Source organism: Pasteurella canis (genome assembly GCF_900454865.1).
GTDB lineage: Bacteria > Pseudomonadota > Gammaproteobacteria > Enterobacterales > Pasteurellaceae > Pasteurella > Pasteurella canis.
This window is the reverse complement of record NZ_UGTV01000015.1, coordinates 1132239-1152036: the sequence shown is the minus strand read 5'-3', so window position 1 is coordinate 1152036 and position 19798 is coordinate 1132239. Positions and strand designations below refer to the sequence as shown.

Below are 19798 nucleotides of genomic sequence, written 5' to 3'. Positions count from 1 at the left end.
AAGGATTGGTTATATCCATTGTTCAAGTGGGAGGTTTACGAACCACTGTAAAAATAAAAAAGCGGGATTGTCACTGCATTGAGCAGTAGCAATGCCCACTCACGGTAACGTGCGGCTATTTGTTCGCTAAAATTTCCGCTAGTTCTAAATCCTGTTTCACATCAATATCTACTGAACGATAAGTTGGCATTAAGTAAAATTTCAGTGGAGGGATAAAGAAATATTTTTCTTTGAGTAGTTGTGCAATGTCATTAATGTAAATAGCGCCATTGGCACGATACATTTTTGGTAAGGTTTGGCGTGCAGCCTCAAAATCAGCAATGTCACGTACAGGTAAAACCTCATGCTCTTTACTTAAAGTGAATGCTTTGTATGGGTGATGTTCACATTCACACGCAGAAACTACTGAATTTACACCACCATTAACAAACATATCCATTGCATTTTTAATATCTAAATGATCGCGCAGCGGGCTAGTTGGTTGTAGTAAAGTACAAGTCCCTTCAGTCACTTGTAATTTTTCGAGCACATGCAAAATTGCATCAATTGTTCTAGAATTATCTTGAGCTAGTTCAGCAGGGCGTTTAATAGCTGTTGCACCATATTTTTCTGCTTCTCGCAAAATGTTATCACCATCTGAGGTTACTACAATTTGGTCAAAGACGTCAGCTTGTTTAGCTGCTAAAATTGCACGTCCAATCAGAGAATGCCCTCCAACAGGTTGAAGATTTTTATCTGGAATCCCTTTTGAGCCTGCTCGGGCTGGGATAATAGCAATATTTTTCATCATGTGCTCCTATTGAAAAAAGGGCTTGAGCCCTTTTAGTAAACGACATTATTTCTGTTTCATTGCTGGGAAGAGGATAACATCACGAATTGAAGCTGCATTAGCAAAGAGCATTGCTAAACGGTCAATCCCTAAGCCTTCACCCGCTGTTGGTGGTAAGCCGTGTTCAAGTGCGGTCACAAAATCTTCATCTTTAAACATAGCTTCATCATCACCAGCTTCTTTTGCAGCAACTTGTGCATCGAAACGTTCATTTTGATCTTCGGCATCGTTTAATTCTGAGAAACCGTTACCGATTTCACGACCACCAATAAATAACTCAAAACGATCAGTAACTTCAGGATTTTCATCATTACGACGTGCTAATGGTGAAATTTCCGCTGGATGAGCCATTAAGAATGTTGGCTGAATTAAGTGATGTTCTGCTACTTCTTCAAAAATGACATTTACAAGGCTACCTAAACCCCAAGATTTTTGTACTTCAATACCTAATTTTTTGGCCACAGCGACAGCACGATCAAAATCATATAAATCTTCTTTCACAATACCTTTATCTGCACCATATTTAAGTACGGCATCATGCATTGTGATACGTTCAAATGGTTTACCAAAATCAAACTCCAGCTCACCATAAGGAACAATCGTTGTACCCAAAATATCCAGTGCTAGTTTGCGTAAGAGTTCTTCTGTGTTATCCATTAAATCATGGTAATCCGCATAGGCTTGGTAGTATTCGAGCATAGTAAATTCAGGATTATGGCGAACAGATACACCTTCATTACGGAAGTTACGATTTAATTCAAATACACGCTCAAAACCACCAACAACTAAACGTTTTAAATAAAGCTCTGGTGCGATACGTAAATACATATCAACATCTAACGCATTGTGGTGAGTGATAAATGGACGCGCAGAAGCACCACCAGGTATGATTTGTAACATTGGTGTTTCTACTTCCATAAAGCCTTTGGAAATAAAATAATCACGGATACCTGCAATCACTTTTGAACGAATAATGAAAGTACGACGTGAATCTTCATTCGCAATCAAATCTAAATAGCGTTGGCGATAGCGTGTTTCTTGATCACTTAAACCATGAAACTTATCTGGTAATGGGCGAAGTGCTTTCGTTAATAAAGCAACTTCAGTACAGCGTACAGTGAGTTCATTGGTCTTTGTTTTGAATAGCGTTCCTTTTACACCTACAATATCGCCTAGATCCCATGTTCCCACATCTTCAGCATAAACGCCTTCAGGTAAGTTATCACGAGCGATATAAAGCTGGATACGACCAGACATATCTTGTAATGTGATAAAAGTAGCTTTACCCATTGTGCGACGAGTCATAATACGACCAGCAACTTTTACTTCGACTTCTTGTGCTTTTAATGCTTCGCCTTCAATCGCATCATATTGGGTATGTAAGTCAGCAGCTAATGCATCACGACGGAAAGTATTTGGAAACGGATTACCTTTTGCACGTAATGCGGCTAATTTTTCACGACGAACTAACATTTCGCCATTAAGATCGAGTTCTTGAGTTTGTTCTGACATATTTTTCCTTTAAATTTACATTAATTTTAGGGAGAGGAACAAAGTACAGTCAATTTCTACTAAGCTTTGACTATACTTTTTGGAATTATAGTCCTGCCTTTAAGCTAGCTTCGATAAAGCGATCTAAATCACCATCAAGGACGGCTTGAGTATTTCGATTTTCTATTCCTGTACGTAAGTCTTTAATGCGCGAATCATCAAGTACGTAAGAGCGAATTTGGCTTCCCCAACCAATATCAGACTTATTATCTTCCATCGCTTGTTTATCTGCATTTTTTTTCTGTAACTCCATTTCATAGAGCTTCGCTTTCAACTGTTTCATACATTGATCTTTGTTTTTATGTTGAGAGCGATCATTTTGACATTGTACAACGATACCACTTGGCATATGGGTAATTCGTACTGCACTTTCTGTTTTGTTAACATGCTGACCTCCAGCACCAGAAGCACGATATACATCAATGCGTAAGTCTGCAGGATTAATTTCTATATCAATATCATCATCAATTTCTGGATAGACAAAAGCAGCACTAAAAGAAGTATGGCGTCGGTTGTTTGAGTCAAATGGGCTTTTACGTACTAAGCGGTGAATTCCTGTTTCAGTACGTAGCCAACCAAAGGCATATTCACCAGAAATTCTAATTGTAGCTGATTTAATTCCAGCAACATCGCCATCGGAAACTTCCATCAACTCTGTTTTAAAGCCTTTGCTTTCTGCCCAACGTAGGTACATTCTTAATAGCATTTCAGTCCAGTCTTGTGCTTCAGTCCCACCAGAACCTGCTTGAAGATCGACATAGCAATCTGCTGCATCGTGTTGACCACTGAACATACGGCGAAATTCTAATTTTGCTAATTGCTCTTCTAGATCTTCAAGCTCTGAATTTGCTTCATGGAAGGTGTCTTCGTCTTCAGCTTCAATCGCAAGTTCGAGTAAACCTTCAACATCTTCTAAGCCTTGTTCTAAAGCTTTAACTGTATTTACGATTGTTTCAAGGGCAACACGTTCTTTACCTAAAGTTTGTGCTTTTTCTGGCTCATTCCAGACATCAGGTTGTTCAAGTTCAGCATTAACTTCTTCTAGACGTTCAACTTTAGTATCAAAGTCAAAGATACCCCCTAAGCACTTGTGTGCGCTCAGCAAGGTCTGAGATTTTATTTTTTATCGGATTAATTTCAAACATACTGCAAGTTTTATAGTGAAAATTAAGTATTAATTATACGCTATTTTAGGGTTATATGGTAGGCAATTTTAGCTTCTTTGCTTGCACAAATATGGAATCCCTTTATAATCCTTAACTTTAGTTTTTGGATATTGATGTGATTATTAATAGGAATAAAAAATGAAAAGATTTTTGACTACACTTATAGGATTGACATTATCAGCACAGCTTTTAGCCTCGACACAAGCTATTTCAGAACGGCTGAATAATATGGGAGTCAAGAATATTGAATTAAAAGATTCACCTGTTAATGGCTTAAAAACCGCAATCACTGAACAAGGTATTTTTTATATTACAGATGATGCAAAATACGTTTTAGATGGGAAATTATATGAACTTAGTGAAAATGGTTTGACTGATGTTGCAGGGAAACTTTTGTTAGAGAAATTGAATCAATTAAATAAAGAAATGATCGTTTATCCTGCTAAAAATGAAAAACATGTTGTGACCGTCTTTATGGATATTAGTTGTCATTACTGTAAAGTGCTACATGAAAAGATTAAAGAGTACAATGAGTTAGGAATTACTGTACGTTATTTGGCTTTTCCTCGTGCCGGAGTGAACTCAAAAGTTGCTCGTCAAATGGAGGCGATTTTTGCTGCTAAGGATCCACAATTTGCTTTAAATGAAGCTGAAAAAGGTAATTTACCAAAAGAGTTAAAAATACCAGAGATCGTGAAGAAACATTATCAATTAGGTCTTCAATTTGGTGTAAATGGTACACCTTCTATTATTACTTCAACTGGTGAGTTAATCGGTGGGTATTTAGAGCCCAAAGCACTACTTGCAGAATTAAATCGTCAATAAATGACGTATACCAATTAAAGTAAGGACGCCTTTTAGCGTCCTTAATTGCTTAATCTGTTCATTTTCTCATTTTCATTGTAGGTTGGTTTGGTGAATAAATTAATTCAACGTCGGATTGTGCCAGATGGCGAGTCAATTTGTGTAGATCCTTTATTAGATCGTTTGTATCGTTCGCGTCATATTCAAAACTCACAACAATTAGACCGCACTTTAGCCGCATTATTAAATCCACAGTTGTTACAAGGTATAGAGGAAGCTGTTGCATTATTAGTTGAGGCATATTATCAGCAACAAAAAATTGTTATAGTTGGCGACTTTGATGCGGATGGGGCAACGAGTACAGCACTAACAGTTCTCGCCTTGCAACAATTAGGTTTCCGTCATGTCACGTTTTTAGTGCCAAATCGCTTTGAGCAGGGTTATGGTTTAAGTATTGCGGTAGCTGAACAGGCTTTAGCGCAAGAAGTACAATTGTTAATCACAGTCGATAATGGCGTATCGTCTGTAGAAGGTGTTACTTTTTTACAGCAACATGGCGTTAAAGTTCTCATTACTGATCATCATTTGCCCCCAGAGGTTTTGCCTAATGCTGAGGCTATTGTCAATCCAAATCTAAGCAATTGCAGATTTCCATCAAAATCCTTAGCAGGTGTTGGTGTTGCCTTTTATTTAATGCTGGCATTACGTGCTAAGTTACGTGAGATCGGCATTTTTGATCAAAAGACACAACCTAATTTTAGTGATTTGTTGGATCTTGTTGCGCTTGGGACGATTGCAGATGTCGTGCCATTAGACCAAAACAACCGTATTTTAATTTATCAAGGGGTGAGTCGTATTCGCGCTTCACATTGTCGTTGTGGCATTCGTGCATTAGTTGAAGTTGCAAATCGTGAGATTAGTCAGTTGTCGGCTTCTGATCTTGGTTTTTCTATTGCACCACGTTTAAATGCTGCTGGACGATTGGATAATATGTCTGTGGGTGTTGAGCTATTATTAGCAGAGGATATGGCAACCGCACGGGCACTTGCCTTAGAACTGGATGGACTCAATCAAACGCGTAAAGAAATTGAACAAGGAATGAAGCTAGAGGCACTTGAAATTTGTCGAAAATTGACCGCACTTGAACAAACACTACCTATTGGCATTGTGCTATATCAAGCTGATTGGCATCAAGGGGTGCTTGGTATTTTAGCATCAAGAATTAAAGATCAATTTCATCGTCCTGTGGTTGCATTTACTCGTGAACAAGAGGGTATTTTAAAAGGCTCAGCCCGTTCAGTAGAGGGGATTCATTTACGCGATGCATTGGAACGTATTTATAGTAAATTCCCAGATATGATCTTAAAGTTCGGTGGGCATGCAATGGCGGCAGGCTTAACGATTCGTGAAGAATATTTAACAGTATTTCAAACTGAATTCAATCGATTGGTGAGTGAGTGGCTCGGAGAAGATAAATTGCAAGGCATTATTTGGACTGATGGAGAATTGAGTTCGCAACAATTTAATCTCAATGTAGCAGAAAGGTTAAAACAGGCTGGACCTTGGGGGCAGGCTTTCCCAGAGCCTGTTTTTGATGGCGAGTTTAGCATTTTACAACAGCGCCTCGTTGGAGATAAACATTTAAAAATGATGGTAGAGCCAAAACAAGGCGGACCATTACTTGATGCCATTGCCTTTAATGTCGATACTCGTTATTATCCTGATTTGTCTATTAAGTCGGCAAGGTTGGTTTATAAAGTAGACGTGAATGAATTTAGAGGTAATCGTAGCTTGCAATTATTAGTCGACTATATTGCACCTATAGTAAGTTAATTATTTAACATGTGGCGAATTGGTTTTCTTTTAGTTTTATTTAGTTTTTGTCGTAGTACATTAGCAGCTAATGGAGCGCCTTCGCTATATTTAAATGAAGATAAGCCACAATATTTTTTAGACGGGCAAGATTATTTCTCGTATCAAACACCTATTTATATTTCAAATCCAAATGAGCCATTATTGATCCAATTCTTTTTTGATTATGATTGTCGTGTATGTTCTTCAGCTCTAGATATTCTAGAGTTATACTCTCAAATTAATTTCGATAAAGTCAAACTTATAGAACGACCTGTCGCAACAGATAAAGCACAATATTCGGCCTTAGTTTTTTATGCTTTACAAGAGATTAAAGCAGAGGATCTCTCAGCATTATTGTTATTTGAAACAGCAGAGAAACAGCGTTTTTCTCATTTGGCTCATTTTGATGAGTTGCGTTCATGGTTAGAGAAGCAAGGGATAAATAAAGATGATTTTACGAAAGCATTTTATTCAGCTAAGGTTACACATGAAGTAGAATTGGCTGAAAAACGCACTGAAGAATATGGTGTGTTTACTTACCCTTATGTTGTGATCGATGGACGATATGTATTAACTGCAAGTACATTGTATAATGATGATTACAGCCTTGCCGTATTAGATTTTTTAGTGAATAAGTTAATAAAGGAAAAACAAAAGTAATGAAAATTGGTATTGTGGGTGCAATGGCACAGGAAGTCGAAATTTTAGCCAATTTAATGGAAAATAAAGTGATTACTCAAGTGGCGAGTTGTACTATCTATGAAGGTGACATTCAGGGTAAATCCGTTGCTTTAGTGCAATCAGGTATTGGTAAAGTCGCTGCTGCAATGGGAACAACAGCATTATTACAATTAACTCGTCCAGATATTGTCATTAATACAGGATCTGCGGGAGGAGTAACAGCTGGTCTGAACGTGGGGGATATTGTGATTTCAAATGAGACGATTTATCATGATGTAGATGTGACAGCATTTGGTTATGTCAAAGGACAATTACCTGCTTGCCCACCTGCTTTTGTTTCTGATGAAAGGTTATCTGCTTTAGCTGAAACTATTGCATTAGCACAAGGACATAATGTAAAGCGAGGGTTGATTTGTTCTGGTGATAGCTTTATTAATGGTGGTGAAGCCTTAGCTAAAATTAAAGTAGATTTCCCCAATGTGATGGCTGTCGAAATGGAGGCTACGGCAATTGCGCAAGTCTGCCATGCATTTAACTTACCTTTTGTAGTGGTTAGAGCTATTTCAGATGGGGGGGATGGAGAAGCTAATATGTCTTTTGAAGAGTTTTTACCTCTGGCAGCAAAACAATCCTCACAAATAGTCTTAGGTATGTTAGAGAGACTATAGATTTATTAAGCAAAAACAACAAAAGTGCGGTAGAAAGTTTTCAACATTTCTACCGCACTTTTTTACTGGCATCACAATACGTTTTGATGCTAACGTTTTATTTCCGAGTGAGAGCCACTTCTAGTAAAGTGGCTTTATATTGTTATTTAGCAGATTGGTTAATTAAGAATTGTACTAATAATGGAACAGGTCGACCTGTGGCTCCTTTGTTAGCACCTTGTAACCATGCAGTACCTGCGATATCTAAATGAGCCCAAGGATATTTGTCTGCAAAATTAGATAAAAATGCCCCAGCAGTAATTGCACCACCCCAACGGCCACCGATATTAGCAAGATCAGCAAAGTTTGATTTCAATTGTTCTTGATATTCTTCACCTAGTGGTAATCGCCATGCTTTATCTGTTGTTTCTGCAGCAGCTTGTGCTAAGGCTTGAGCAAGTTCATCGTCTGTTGAAATGAGACCGCTATTGTGTGCACCTAATGCCACAACGCAGGCACCTGTTAAGGTTGCAATATCAATAACCAATTCTGGCTCGAAACGTTCAACATAAGTTAATGTATCGCATAGTACTAAGCGACCTTCAGCGTCTGTATTTAATACTTCGACGGTTAGTCCTTTCATTGTTGTTAAAATGTCACCTGGACGATAAGCTTGGCCATCTGGTAAGTTTTCACAACCAGCTAATACGCCAATGACATTTAATGGTAGCTTTAGTTCTGCAATCGCATTCATAACACCATAAACTGCAGCTGCACCACCCATGTCATATTTCATTTCATCCATTGCTTCTGCTGGTTTGAGAGAAATACCTCCAGCATCAAAAGTCAATCCTTTACCTACTAATACGATTGGTTTAGCGCTAGGGTTTGGATGATTGCGATATTCAATAATTGAAAGTTGAGCTTCGTTCACTGAGCCCTGAGAGACTGCTAAATAAGCATTCATGCTTAATTCAGCCATTTCTTTTTCACCTAACACGGTCGTTTTGATTAAATCAGAACGTGTCGCTAATTCTTTTGCTTGTTCAGCTAAATAAACAGGATTACAGATATTAGGAGGGCAATTTGCGATATCCTTAGCGAATTTGACGCCTAAAGCAACAGCTTGTGCATGTTGAATTGCTTGTTGAGCCATTTCACTCTCAACACTAAAAATTAACTCGGTTAATGTAATTTGTTGATCATTTTTTTTGCTTTTGAATTGTTCGAATTGATAGAAATTTGATTCGATAGCTTCAACACTGAAACGGATATTCCAATATAGGTCGCGATCTTTAATTTCAACATCAGATAAGTAGCTGATAACTTGCTGTGCTTTAGTCGATTTGACTGCTTGAATAGTATTTTGGATAATTTGTTTGAATTGTTTTTCGTTTATTTCGCCTTTTTTCCCAGCACTGACAACAAAAACACGTTCAGCAGTATAGTTAGGAATATGGCGTAATACTAATACCTCACCAATTTTGCCTGTGATTTCGCTAGATTCAATTAATTTACTCAAATAACCTTGTGAAATTTCGTCAATTTTTCTAGCTGCGGAGGAAAGTTCCCCCTCTTCGAAAATACTGACAATAATGTTACTTTTTATATCTAAAAGTGCGGTCGATTTTGCACAATATTTCATTTTATCCTCTCAAAGATTTTTACTGTTTTCGGTTTAAAAATAAGTTATCATACGGCAACAAATTAGCCAAATTAGACCATTCTATATAAATTGCAAGAAAAATATAGGCAATAATGTGATTTTAACCCGATATTTAACTAAAGAAGTATTTAAGAGCCAAATAGCAATCTTATTTATTCTACTTCTGATTTTCTTTTGTCAACAACTTGTTCGTGTATTAAGCTCTGCCGCAAGTGGTAAAGTACCTGCCGATTTAGTCATGTCTTTACTTGGATTAGGTATGCCAACAATGGCACAGTTAATGTTGCCATTATGTTTATTTATTGCAATTTTATTAACTTTTGGACGCTTATATGCTGAAAGTGAAATTACAGTAATGAGAGCTTGTGGTGTTGGACAGCGTATTTTAGTACGAGTTGTATTAATTCTTTCTTTCTTTACTGCTGCTTTAGCTACATATAATGTATTTTGGTTGACACCTTGGGCAATTCAAAAGCAAGGTGAAATTCTAGAAGATGCTAAGGCAAATCCAACGATGGGAGCACTTGCTTCAGGTCAATTCATCAACACTAACAATAATGAATTCGTATTGTTTATTGATAAGATAGAAGATAATACTATTCATGATGTCTATTTATTCCAGACTAGAGAAAAAGGGAATTTAAAGCCTTCAGTGCTTGTTGCGGAACAAGGCATGTTAACAGCGTTACCTAATGGCGATCAAATTCTGAAATTACAAAATAGCCAACGTGTTGAAGGAAGCAGTGCTTTTCCCGATTTTCGAATTACTCATTTTGATGAGTATCAAGCTTATTTGGGTTATCAAAATACCAACAATGAAGATCATGATGCAGCAGAGCTAAGCTTTTGGACTTTAGTTAATACAAGTACATCTGCGGCAAAGGCAGAATTGAATTGGCGTTTAAGCTTGATTTTGGCAGTCCCTTTAATGGCGTTGATTGCAGTACCATTGAGTCGTGTTAATCCTCGACAAGGGCGTTTTGCTAAAATTATTCCAGCATTACTATTATATTTAATTTATTTTTTATTACAAAGCTCCTTAAAATCAGCATGGAGTGCTGGGAAATTAGATGCGAGTCTTTTAATGCCATTAGTGAATTTTATTTTCTTCCTATTGGGGATTATATTGAATAGTTGGAGTAGCGCATCAATGTATAAAGTACGCTATTGGCTCAATAAGAGTGTTGCATTAAAAGGATAGTTAAAATGATGAATACTTTAGACCGTTATCTGGGAAAAAGCATTTTAGGGGCGATTTTTGCAACATTAGTTATGTTAGTTGGCTTATCGGCCATTATTAAGTTTGTAGAACAGTTTCGGAGTGTGGGAAAAGGGACCTACGATATTTTACAAGCTATTCTTTATACGGTATTAACTATCCCTAAAGATATTGAAACTTTTTTTCCAATGGCAGCGTTGTTAGGCGCATTAATTGCTTTAGGTAATTTAGCGAGTCGAAGTGAACTTGTTGTTATGCAAGCATCAGGTTTTTCTCGTTTGCAGATTGGCTTTGCTGTAATGAAAACTGCATTACCACTCGTCATACTGACGATGTTGATCGGTGAATGGGGTATTCCGCAAACTGAGCAATTTGCACGTGATATGCGCTCAAAAGCGATTTCGGGTGGATCATTATTATCTGTGAAAAATGGCATTTGGGCAAAAGATGGCAATGACTTTATTTATATTAAACGGATTACGGATGATATTGAGTTAAGTGATGTTTATATTTATAGTTTTGCTGATAATCGACAGCTCAAACGTGTAAAACATGCAAATTCTGCCTCTTACCAAGATGGTAAATGGATTTTAACACAACTGAATGAATCAGAAATTTTAGATGATGAAATTAAGACCATAAATCAATTAAATACAGAATGGCAAACGAGTTTGACGCCAGATAAATTAGGTATTGCCTCTTTACGACCAACGTCTTTGTCTATTACTGGACTGTCTAATTATATTGCGTTTTTAAAAGAAACAGGACAAGAGTCCAAAAAATTTGAGCTGACTTATTGGCGTAAGTTATTTCAACCATTGTCAGTCGGTGTGATGATGATGCTTGCATTATCTTTTATTTTTGGACCATTACGCAGCGTAACCGCAGGTGCGAGAATTGTCACTGGGATTTGTTTTGGATTCTTATTTTATGTCGTTAATGAGATTTTTGGTCCATTAAGCTTAGTCTATAATGTGACTCCTTTAGCTGGAGCATTGATGCCAAGTATTTTGTTTTTGTTAATTACATGGTGGCTATTAAGTCGAAAGCGTACTTAAAATGGTAAAAAGAGACCATGGAGTAAATACGTAATAGAAATAAAAAGGATAGCTACTTGCTAAGATATCTTTTTAATACAGAATACGTTAGTTAATAAAAATAGAATTTAAATTTTAACTATAAATTCTTACACTATCAGCTAGTCTTTAAATATAAAAAGGTTAAAAATGCAATTAAATTGCTGCTAATTTAAGATATGTTAAACATAAAAAAGGCGGATAAAACCGCCTTTTTTATTGATTATATAGATTATAAACTAAATACAGCAAAGCATACTAATACAGTATAAAGTGTTGATAATCCATAGAAAATGACGCCGCTTGCAGGGATGTGAATTTTGAAATCATGCATACCGTGATGAATACGGTGCATCGCTCCCCACATTGGGAAAATTAATAAGACAAGTAACAATAATTTCCCAATACCTGTATGTAAAAACGCGACAAGTTCAATTGTGTTTTTAGGATCAATTAAACCAAATGGCAATAAGAAGCCAAGGACTAAGACCAGTACTGGGTAGAACATTGCACTTACAGTTGTACCTGCACCGAATAGTAACCATACAACAGGTTCATTAGAACGTTTTGGTGTATCTTTCATCTTTTTCTCCTCGCTATACATACATAAACACTAAAATGACGAGGCTGATAAGTCCAGTGACAGCCCATAATGCCGTTGTAATAATTTTTGGATTAATACGTTCACTTTTTACAATGATATTTAAGACTTTAGGGGTCATTACATAGTAAGTCACTGTATTTAATAACATTGCACCAAGTGTAATAATGTTAAGAATAATCACGATTGGATTTTTTAAGAAAGAAACAAAATTAGCAAAACTTTCTAAATTTCCTAAGCTGATTACACCATAAAGTAATACTAAACAGAACCAAAGTGTGGGAATTGCTGTTGCTTCACGTGCAATATAAAGTTTGTAAAAATCTAACTTTTTCCACCAAGTTGGTTTCATTTCACGCACATATTTTTTGCGTTTACTGGTTGTTGCTGTCATTTTACACTCCTTACTTTTGCGGTTTAAGCATTGCAATTACAAAGTCTTTTGCACTTTCGACTTTACCTTGGTTTACCGCTGAAGCTGGATCTACATGTTTTGGACAGACTTCTGAACAATATCCAACAAATGTACAGCTCCAAACACCGTTTTTACCATTGATAATCTTCATACGTTCTTCTTTGCCATGATCACGATTATCGAGATTGTAACGATGGGCCAGAGTTAATGCCGCAGGACCAACGAATTCAGGGTTTAAGCCAAATTGTGGGCAGGCCGCATAACATAAGCCACAGTTAATACACATCGAGAATGTGCGGTATTTTTCTAACTGAGCTGGTGTTTGTTTTGTACGGCTTTTTGCTAATTCTGCGGATGGATGTGGTTTTCCATCTAATGCAGGTGCTTGGTTACCAATGATGTAAGGCTTAATTGCTTCTAGGCTTTCAATAAAGTGGCTTAAATCAACAACTAAGTCACGTTCAATAGGGAAGTTAGCTAATGGTTCGATACGCATATGACCGCTGTAGTCACGTAAGAATGTTTTACAAGCCAATTTTGGCTTGTTATTCACCATCATACCGCAAGAGCCACAAATCGCCATACGACAAGACCAACGATAAGAAAGTTCTGGTTCAAGTTTATCTTTGATATAGCCTAATGCATCAAGTAATGAAGTTTGGTTATCATAAGGTACTTGATAAGTGCGTAAGTATGGTTCTTTGTCCTGTTCAGGATTGTAACGCAATACTTCAATGTTCATGATAGCCTGATTAACCATTTGCGTTCTCCTTATTTGTTTCGGTTGCTTGCGCTTTTGCAGCTTCTTGGGCCTCAGCTTCTGCACCATAAACACGTTTTGCAGGCTGTGATTTAGTGATTTTTACATCGCTGTATTCAATGCGTGGCGCATCATCACCATTATAGAATGCAAGTGTATGTTTCAAGTAATTGACGTCATCACGCTCTGTATAATCTAAACGTTGGTGTGCACCGCGAGATTCTTTACGCTCAATTGCTGAATTTGCAATTGATTGTGCAACGTCTAAGATATAACCTAATTCAACAGTATATAGGACATTGGTATTGAAGACGCTTGAACGATCAGCAATGCGAATACGTTTATAACGTTCTTTTAATTCTGCAATTTTATCAACTGCTTTTTGCATACTTTCTTGTGTACGATAGATACCACAGCCCTCTTCCATTGCATCGCCCATTTCATCTCGGATTTCAGACCAAGACTCAGTACCTTCTTGGTTATATAGGTCATCTAAGCGTTGTACGATATCTTTTGCTTGTGCATCTACGGCTGTTTGATTGACAGCTGGCGCTTCAACTGCGCGTTGTGCTGCGTATTCACCCGCTACACGACCGAGAACGACTAATTCTGCAAGTGAGTTTGAACCTAAGCGGTTTGCACCATGTAAACCTGAAGAGGCACACTCACCCACAGCGAATAGGCCTTTAATACGTGTTTCACTATTGAAGTCGACTTCAATACCACCCATTGTATAATGAACAACTGGGCGTACTGGAATTGGTGCTTTCGCAGGGTCAACACCTTCATAAGCTTGTGCTAATTCACAGATAAACGGCAAACGTTCATGTAAGTATTTTTCACCTAAATGGCGTAAGTCTAAATGAACAACGTCAACACCTTTTGCTGTTTTTAGAGTGTTACCTTTTTGTAGTTCTTGCCAGAATGCTTGTGAAACTTTGTCACGTGGACCGAGCTCCATATATTTATTTTCAGGTTTGCCAATTGGCGTTTCTGGACCTAGTCCATAGTCTTGCAAGTAACGATAACCATCTTTATTAACTAAGATACCACCTTCACCACGACAACCTTCAGTCATTAAAATACCTGTATTTGGTAAGCCTGTTGGGTGATATTGTACAAACTCCATATCACGTAATGGAACACCATGGCGATATGCCATCGAAAGCCCATCACCTGTAACGATACCACCATTGGTATTGAAGCGGAATGCACGACAGCCACCGCCTGTAGCAATCACAACTGCATTAGCATTAATTTGTACTAAGTTACCTTCCATCATATTCATTGCAACCATGCCGCGTGCATGACCATCATCAACAAGAATATCAAGGACGAAGTGCTCATCAAAACGAACAATCTGTGGATATTGGATAGATGTTTGGAATAAGGTATGAAGTAAATGGAACCCCGTTTTGTCCGCAGCAAACCAAGTACGTTCAATTTTCATACCGCCAAAACGGCGCACGTTAACATCACCATCTGTTTTGCGGCTCCAAGGGCATCCCCAGCGTTCAAGCTGAGTCATTTCAACAGGCGAGTGTTGTACAAAATATTCAACAACATCTTGTTCACATAGCCAGTCACCACCTGCTACGGTATCGTGGAAATGTTTATCATAAGAATCTTCTTCTTTGATAACTGCCGCAGCACCACCTTCAGCCGCAACTGTGTGGCTACGCATAGGATATACTTTTGAAACTAAAGCGATTTTTAAGTTAGGGTTTGCTTCCGCTGCTGCAATAGCTGCGCGTAAACCGCCACCACCAGCACCGACAATTGCAATATCGACATTAACAGTTTGCACGATATTCCTCCAATCAAGAAAGTAAAAAATAAAAATAAACCAAAATTGATTAATTTAGGGTCTCTTCATTTTGCCATTATTTTCAAAGATTAATAATCTTTTTTTACAATAAAAGCTCAGTTTCGTGATCTACCTCAAAAAAGTTAAAAATGGGTCATTTTATAAGCATTATTCTTGATTCAAATTTTATTTAAAGGTTGCTTTTAATCATTAAAGCACAAGGAAATCTATAAAAAACTCACCGCGTTTTAAGTAAGAGCTCGAAGGTTAGATTGATAGTTGAATCTAACTTTGAGTTTCATAATGCACTAGATTCAAATTGTTTTAAAACCATTAAATTATGCATTCTAATGAAGTTTTACTTTCATCAGTGAATGTTTATATCTCACTTTGAAGGGGGGCTTGAGTTGTAGTTTATTTGAGTAATTTCTAATGAATATGGAATTTATTCTAGTTATCGTTGTCTAAATATTCTCTAAATTTAGTTATTTGATGAAGGAAAGCTAACATGAATTTCAATCGTATTTTAAATGAAGTATTGGGCACAGTAACAAAAACTGCGGGGAAAATTAATAAGCCAAGTCAGAATACAGCAGAAAAAATTACTCAACTTGGTGGTGGGGCTGCTTTAGCTGGTATTTTGTCAATGGTATTAGGACGTAGTGGTGGTGCTAAATTAACTAAGTTAGGGTCTTTAGCCGCATTAGGGAGTATTGCTTATCAGGCATATCAGAATTATCAAAAAAATCAGTCAACTGCCACTAATCAAACCGATGGAAATCTATCTGAAGCCGCTTTTAATACAACTCAGCAGTCGGAAGATAAGAGTGTGATTATCTTACGTACTATGATTGCAGCAGCAATTTCAGACGGTGAAATTGATGAAAAGGAAAGAGCTATTATCGCTGAAGAAGGAGGAAATGATCCTGAGTTGAAGCAATGGGTTGAACAAGAAATTGCTCATCCAATTACTGTTGCCGAAATTGGACGCATTGTAGGTAATGATACGGCACTTGCTACTCAAGTTTATCTTGCTGCACGTATAGTTTGCCAAGAATTAACGCGTAAAGAAATTGTGTTTTTATCACAACTAGCGACTGCTTTAAATTTAGATGATGCGTTAGTCGAGCAGTTAGAAAAACAAGCAGGTTTTTAACTCTAGATAAAAATAATGGCAAGGATATTTTTCCTTGCCGTTATTGTTTTCCTCATTCAGAGAAAAGTATTCTTTTTTATAGCTTACGCCATGTGGTGCCGTTTACACCATCTTCTAATACAATACCCATTTCAGTTAGTTTATTGCGTGCCGCATCTGCGACAGCCCAATCTTTTACTGCTCGTGCTTCATTACGTTGTTTGATAAGCGCTTCAATTATTGCCACTTCATCATCATTTGAACCTGCTTGTAAAAAGGCTTCAGGATCTTGGTATAATAAACCCAATATAGCAGCCAATTCACGCATTTGCGCTGCTAAACCACTTACTTGCACGTTATTCTCTGCTTTCAACTTGTTGATTTCTCGAGCCATCTCAAATAACACTGAGATTGCATTTGGCGTATTGAAATCGTCATCCATTGCTTCTTTAAGGGAGTGAACAAAGTGTTCACCTCCATTAGGGAGGGCATTTGGATCTGTATCTCGTAGTGCAGTATATAAACGTTCTAATGCACCTTGTGCAAGATTAAGATTTTCTTCACTGTAATTCAGTTGGCTACGATAATGTGCAGTTAATAAGAAATAACGTACACTTTCTGCATTATAATGATTCAAAACATCACGGATAGTAAAGAAGTTGCCAAGTGACTTCGACATTTTTTCTTTATCAACCATGATCATGCCCGAATGAATCCAATAATTTACATAATCATTACCATGTGCACAACAAGATTGGGCTATTTCATTTTCATGATGCGGAAACATCAGATCGGAGCCGCCGCCGTGGATATCGAAATGTTCGCCTAGCTCTTTATAATTCATCGCAGAACATTCAATATGCCAGCCTGGACGACCAGCCCCCCAAGGCGATTGCCAACTTGGTTCTTCTGGTTTTGACATTTTCCATAATACAAAATCCATTGGGTTTTTCTTGATTTCTACGATTTCAACACGTGCACCTGCCTGCAATTGTTCAAGATTTTGACGAGATAATTTACCGTATTGACTAAAACTTTCTACATCAAACATCACGTCACCATTCTCTGCGACATAAGCATGTCCACGCTCAATCAGTTTTTGTACAATCGCAATAATTTCAGAAATATGGTGTGTAGCTCTTGGCTCAACGTCAGGACGTAAAACATTAAGTGCATCAAAGTCTTTGTACATTTCTAAGACCATACGATTAACGAGTTGCTCACAGCTTTCTTTATTTTCTAATGCACGTTTAATGATTTTATCATCAACATCTGTGATGTTACGTACATAAGTTAATTGATAGCCTAAATAGCGTAGATAACGAGCAATAACATCAAAGCAAACAAAGGTTCGACCATGCCCAATATGGCATAAATCATAGACAGTAACGCCACAGACATACATCCCGACTTTACCTGCTTGTATAGGGGTAAAAACTTCTTTCTCTCTCGTTAATGTATTAAAAATTTTTAGCATTTGTTTGCTCTCTTATTATTCTTCAAAATTTAGTGAAAACAGACCGCACTTTTAGTTAGCGTATATGCACATACGCCTAGAATTGCCACTTTATAGCATTTCTTGGGCTTTTATGGAATAATAAACGCTTTGAAATTTCAGAGGATAATGGCAATGGTTACATTACACACAAATTTTGGCGATATTAAAATTGAATTAAATCACGAAAAAGCACCCATCACTGCGGAAAATTTCTTAAATTACTGTCAAAGTGGTTTCTATAATAACACAATTTTTCACCGTGTTATTGATGGATTTATGATTCAAGGTGGTGGTATGGAAGTGGGTATGCGTGAGAAAAATACCAATGCGCCAATCCAAAATGAAGCAAATAATGGACTGAGTAACAAACGTGGTAGCATTGCAATGGCACGTACTTCTGATCCACATTCAGCAACAGCACAATTTTTTATCAATGTTGCAGATAATACGTTTTTAGATCATCGTGCAAAAGAATTATTTGGTAAAAAAGTTGTACAAGAATGGGGTTATGCCGTATTTGGTGAAGTTGTAGAAGGTATGGATGTTGTCGATAAAATAAAAGTGGTGCAAACTGGCAATAAAGGTTTCCACCAAGATGTACCAAAAGACGATGTTATTATTACTTCTGTCACTGTTGAATAATGAATTTCCCCTCAATTGAGGGGAGTTTTTTAGGAATATCATTATGAAAATATTTAAAGTATTGAGTATCCTTAGTATTGGTTTATTAGCAGTTAGTACACAAGCAAAAAATGTCGTTTTACATACTAACTACGGTGAAATCAAAATCGCTTTAGAGCAAGAGAAAGCACCTATTTCGAGTCAAAACTTTCTTCAATATAGTGAATCTGGTTTTTACAATGGAACAATTTTTCACCGAGTTATTGATGGTTTTATGGTGCAGGCTGGAGGCTTTGAGGTAGATATGAAACAAAAGAAAGCCAACGCACCTATCCACAATGAGGCAAATAACGGACTAAAAAACTTACGTGGTACAGTAGCAATGGCTCGTACTTCTGATCCCCATTCAGCGACATCGCAATTTTTTATTAATACTGTAGATAATGATTTTTTAAATTTTAGTGCAGAAACAGCACGAGGGTGGGGATATGCGGTCTTTGGCAACGTGATTGAGGGTATGGATGTTGTGGATAAGATAAGCCAAGTGGACACAGGGCGTTCAGGGTTTCATCGTGATGTACCGAAGCAAGAGATAATAATTCAGTCAGTTACTGTTGAATAGGGCTTTGGCATAATGGCATTTTTTGATACTCATACTCACTTAGACTATTTACAACGCGATACTGGTGAGTCGATTGAACAGCTATTGAGTAATGCATTACAAGTAGGGGTCAATAAAATTTTGATTGTCTCTGTACTTGCTCAAGATTTCAATTTTATTCAAAAAATGACCGCACTTTATCCTCAACATTTATATTATGGGCTTGGGTTACATCCACTTTATATTGCCCAGCATAGCCAGCATGATCTTGTTTTATTAGAGAAAGCATTATCTGAACAGAGATTAAATTGTACGGCAGTAGCTGAGATTGGTTTAGAACGAGCGATTCCTGAATTATTAACAGATTTACTTTGGCGTAAGCAATGTGAGTTTTTAGAAGCACAACTTTATTTCGCAAAGCGATATGATTTGCCAGTTAATTTACATTCGCGTAAAGCACATGATCAGTTATTTACTTTTCTAAAACGTATCCCACTAGCAAAACGAGGTGTAATACATGGTTTTGCTGGAAGCTATGAGCAAGCCAAGCGTTTTGTCGAGCTCGGTTATAAGATTGGTGTAGGAGGAACAATCACGTATCAGCGTGCCAATAAAACGCGTGATGCTGTTCGGCGTTTGCCTTTAGATTGTTTATTGTTAGAAACTGATTCACCAGATATGCCTGTATTTGGTTTCCAAGGACAAGTGAATCGCCCAGAGCGGGTATTTAATGTATTCCAATCTTTATGTGAGTTGAGAACAGAAACACCAGAACAGATAGAACAATGTATTTGGCAACAAAGTGTTGATTTATTTGCAAATGGAAATGGCTAAGTGAAACTTAGCCATTTTTGAGTGTGAGACTCG

19 protein-coding genes are annotated in these 19798 nt (G+C 37.3%); 10 read left to right on the top strand and 9 right to left on the bottom strand.

Features of this window, described 5'->3' with window-relative positions; genetic code table 11:
* Positions 1-115 precede the first annotated feature (115 nt).
* The 3 genes from DYE19_RS05995 to prfB all read right to left on the bottom strand — a co-directional run bounded on the left by DYE19_RS05995 (position 116) and on the right by prfB (position 3525).
* Positions 116-787, bottom strand: coding sequence for an acylneuraminate cytidylyltransferase family protein (locus DYE19_RS05995; RefSeq protein ID WP_115322960.1), 672 nt, complete (start codon positions 785-787; stop codon positions 116-118).
* A gap of 48 nt (positions 788-835) precedes the next feature.
* Positions 836-2341, bottom strand: a complete 1506-nt coding sequence (gene lysS / locus DYE19_RS05990; protein ID WP_049216083.1) for a lysine--tRNA ligase — start codon at positions 2339-2341, stop codon at positions 836-838.
* An 85-nt stretch (positions 2342-2426) separates the two neighbouring features.
* Positions 2427-3525 (bottom strand): peptide chain release factor 2 gene (gene prfB, locus DYE19_RS05985; protein ID WP_115322959.1). Its coding sequence is split into 2 segments (ribosomal slippage): positions 2427-3449 and positions 3451-3525, totalling 1098 coding nucleotides; the frame shifts between segments, so codons are not numbered across the junction.
* Positions 3526-3684: 159 nt separating this feature from the next.
* On the opposite strand from prfB, the gene dsbC reads away from it, so the two are divergent.
* The 4 genes from dsbC (at position 3685) to mtnN (ending at position 7553) form a co-directional block, all read left to right on the top strand.
* The gene (gene dsbC, locus DYE19_RS05980) at positions 3685-4371 is read left to right on the top strand and encodes a bifunctional protein-disulfide isomerase/oxidoreductase DsbC (protein ID WP_049216080.1); all 687 of its coding nucleotides are present in this window, start codon (positions 3685-3687) and stop codon (positions 4369-4371) included.
* Between the two features lie 90 nt (positions 4372-4461).
* Positions 4462-6183 (top strand): single-stranded-DNA-specific exonuclease RecJ, encoded by a 1722-nt coding sequence (gene recJ / locus DYE19_RS05975; RefSeq protein ID WP_115322958.1) that lies wholly within the window; start codon positions 4462-4464, stop codon positions 6181-6183.
* A 9-nt stretch (positions 6184-6192) separates the two neighbouring features.
* Positions 6193-6864, top strand: a complete 672-nt coding sequence (locus DYE19_RS05970; RefSeq protein ID WP_115322957.1) for a thiol:disulfide interchange protein DsbA/DsbL — start codon at positions 6193-6195, stop codon at positions 6862-6864.
* On the top strand, positions 6864-7553 hold the full coding sequence (gene mtnN / locus DYE19_RS05965; protein ID WP_115322956.1) for a 5'-methylthioadenosine/S-adenosylhomocysteine nucleosidase: 690 nt from the start codon (positions 6864-6866) through the stop codon (positions 7551-7553). Before DYE19_RS05970 ends, mtnN begins: the two co-directional genes overlap by 1 nt.
* A gap of 142 nt (positions 7554-7695) precedes the next feature.
* Here mtnN and DYE19_RS05960 read toward each other — a convergent pair whose 3' ends face one another.
* Positions 7696-9177 carry a leucyl aminopeptidase gene (locus tag DYE19_RS05960; protein ID WP_115322955.1) on the bottom strand — a complete coding sequence of 494 codons (1482 nt, stop codon included), beginning with the start codon at positions 9175-9177 and terminating at the stop codon, positions 7696-7698.
* Positions 9178-9292: 115 nt separating this feature from the next.
* On the opposite strand from DYE19_RS05960, the gene lptF reads away from it, so the two are divergent.
* Both lptF and lptG read left to right on the top strand, forming a co-directional pair.
* The gene (gene lptF / locus DYE19_RS05955; protein WP_049216069.1) at positions 9293-10399 is read left to right on the top strand and encodes an LPS export ABC transporter permease LptF; all 1107 of its coding nucleotides are present in this window, start codon (positions 9293-9295) and stop codon (positions 10397-10399) included.
* An 8-nt stretch (positions 10400-10407) separates the two neighbouring features.
* Complete coding sequence (gene lptG / locus DYE19_RS05950; protein ID WP_174694534.1) at positions 10408-11475, top strand: LPS export ABC transporter permease LptG; 1068 nt, start codon at positions 10408-10410, stop codon at positions 11473-11475.
* 250 nt (positions 11476-11725) lie between these two features.
* Here the strand turns inward: lptG and frdD are convergent, their stop codons facing one another.
* From frdD to frdA, 4 genes are read right to left on the bottom strand one after another with little or no spacing between them, the layout of a single operon-like run.
* The gene (frdD, locus tag DYE19_RS05945) at positions 11726-12076 is read right to left on the bottom strand and encodes a fumarate reductase subunit FrdD (RefSeq protein ID WP_049216065.1); all 351 of its coding nucleotides are present in this window, start codon (positions 12074-12076) and stop codon (positions 11726-11728) included.
* A gap of 13 nt (positions 12077-12089) precedes the next feature.
* Positions 12090-12488 (bottom strand): fumarate reductase subunit FrdC, encoded by a 399-nt coding sequence (gene frdC, locus DYE19_RS05940; RefSeq protein ID WP_049216063.1) that lies wholly within the window; start codon positions 12486-12488, stop codon positions 12090-12092.
* A gap of 10 nt (positions 12489-12498) precedes the next feature.
* Positions 12499-13269 carry a succinate dehydrogenase/fumarate reductase iron-sulfur subunit gene (locus DYE19_RS05935; protein ID WP_049216061.1) on the bottom strand — a complete coding sequence of 257 codons (771 nt, stop codon included), beginning with the start codon at positions 13267-13269 and terminating at the stop codon, positions 12499-12501.
* Positions 13262-15076: a fumarate reductase (quinol) flavoprotein subunit gene (gene frdA / locus DYE19_RS05930; RefSeq protein WP_115322954.1), complete on the bottom strand. Its 1815-nt coding sequence runs from the start codon at positions 15074-15076 to the stop codon at positions 13262-13264. Before frdA ends, DYE19_RS05935 begins: the two co-directional genes overlap by 8 nt.
* Before the next feature lie 508 nt (positions 15077-15584).
* Between frdA and DYE19_RS05925 the strand changes: the two genes are divergently transcribed.
* The gene (locus DYE19_RS05925; RefSeq protein ID WP_115322953.1) at positions 15585-16232 is read left to right on the top strand and encodes a tellurite resistance TerB family protein; all 648 of its coding nucleotides are present in this window, start codon (positions 15585-15587) and stop codon (positions 16230-16232) included.
* Positions 16233-16308: 76 nt separating this feature from the next.
* On the opposite strand, the gene cysS is transcribed toward DYE19_RS05925, so the two are convergent.
* Entirely contained in the window at positions 16309-17688 is a 1380-nt protein-coding gene (gene cysS, locus DYE19_RS05920; protein WP_115322952.1) for a cysteine--tRNA ligase, read from the bottom strand.
* Positions 17689-17841: 153 nt separating this feature from the next.
* Between cysS and DYE19_RS05915 the strand changes: the two genes are divergently transcribed.
* The 3 genes from DYE19_RS05915 to DYE19_RS05905 are packed head-to-tail and all read left to right on the top strand — an operon-like array spanning position 17842 to position 19765.
* A complete protein-coding gene (locus DYE19_RS05915) occupies positions 17842-18351 on the top strand; it encodes a peptidylprolyl isomerase (protein WP_115322271.1) in 510 nt (169 codons plus the stop codon).
* A gap of 43 nt (positions 18352-18394) precedes the next feature.
* Complete coding sequence (locus DYE19_RS05910; protein WP_082303082.1) at positions 18395-18952, top strand: peptidylprolyl isomerase; 558 nt, start codon at positions 18395-18397, stop codon at positions 18950-18952.
* Positions 18953-18964: 12 nt separating this feature from the next.
* Positions 18965-19765 carry a TatD family hydrolase gene (locus DYE19_RS05905; protein WP_115322951.1) on the top strand — a complete coding sequence of 267 codons (801 nt, stop codon included), beginning with the start codon at positions 18965-18967 and terminating at the stop codon, positions 19763-19765.
* Positions 19766-19798 lie beyond the last annotated feature (33 nt).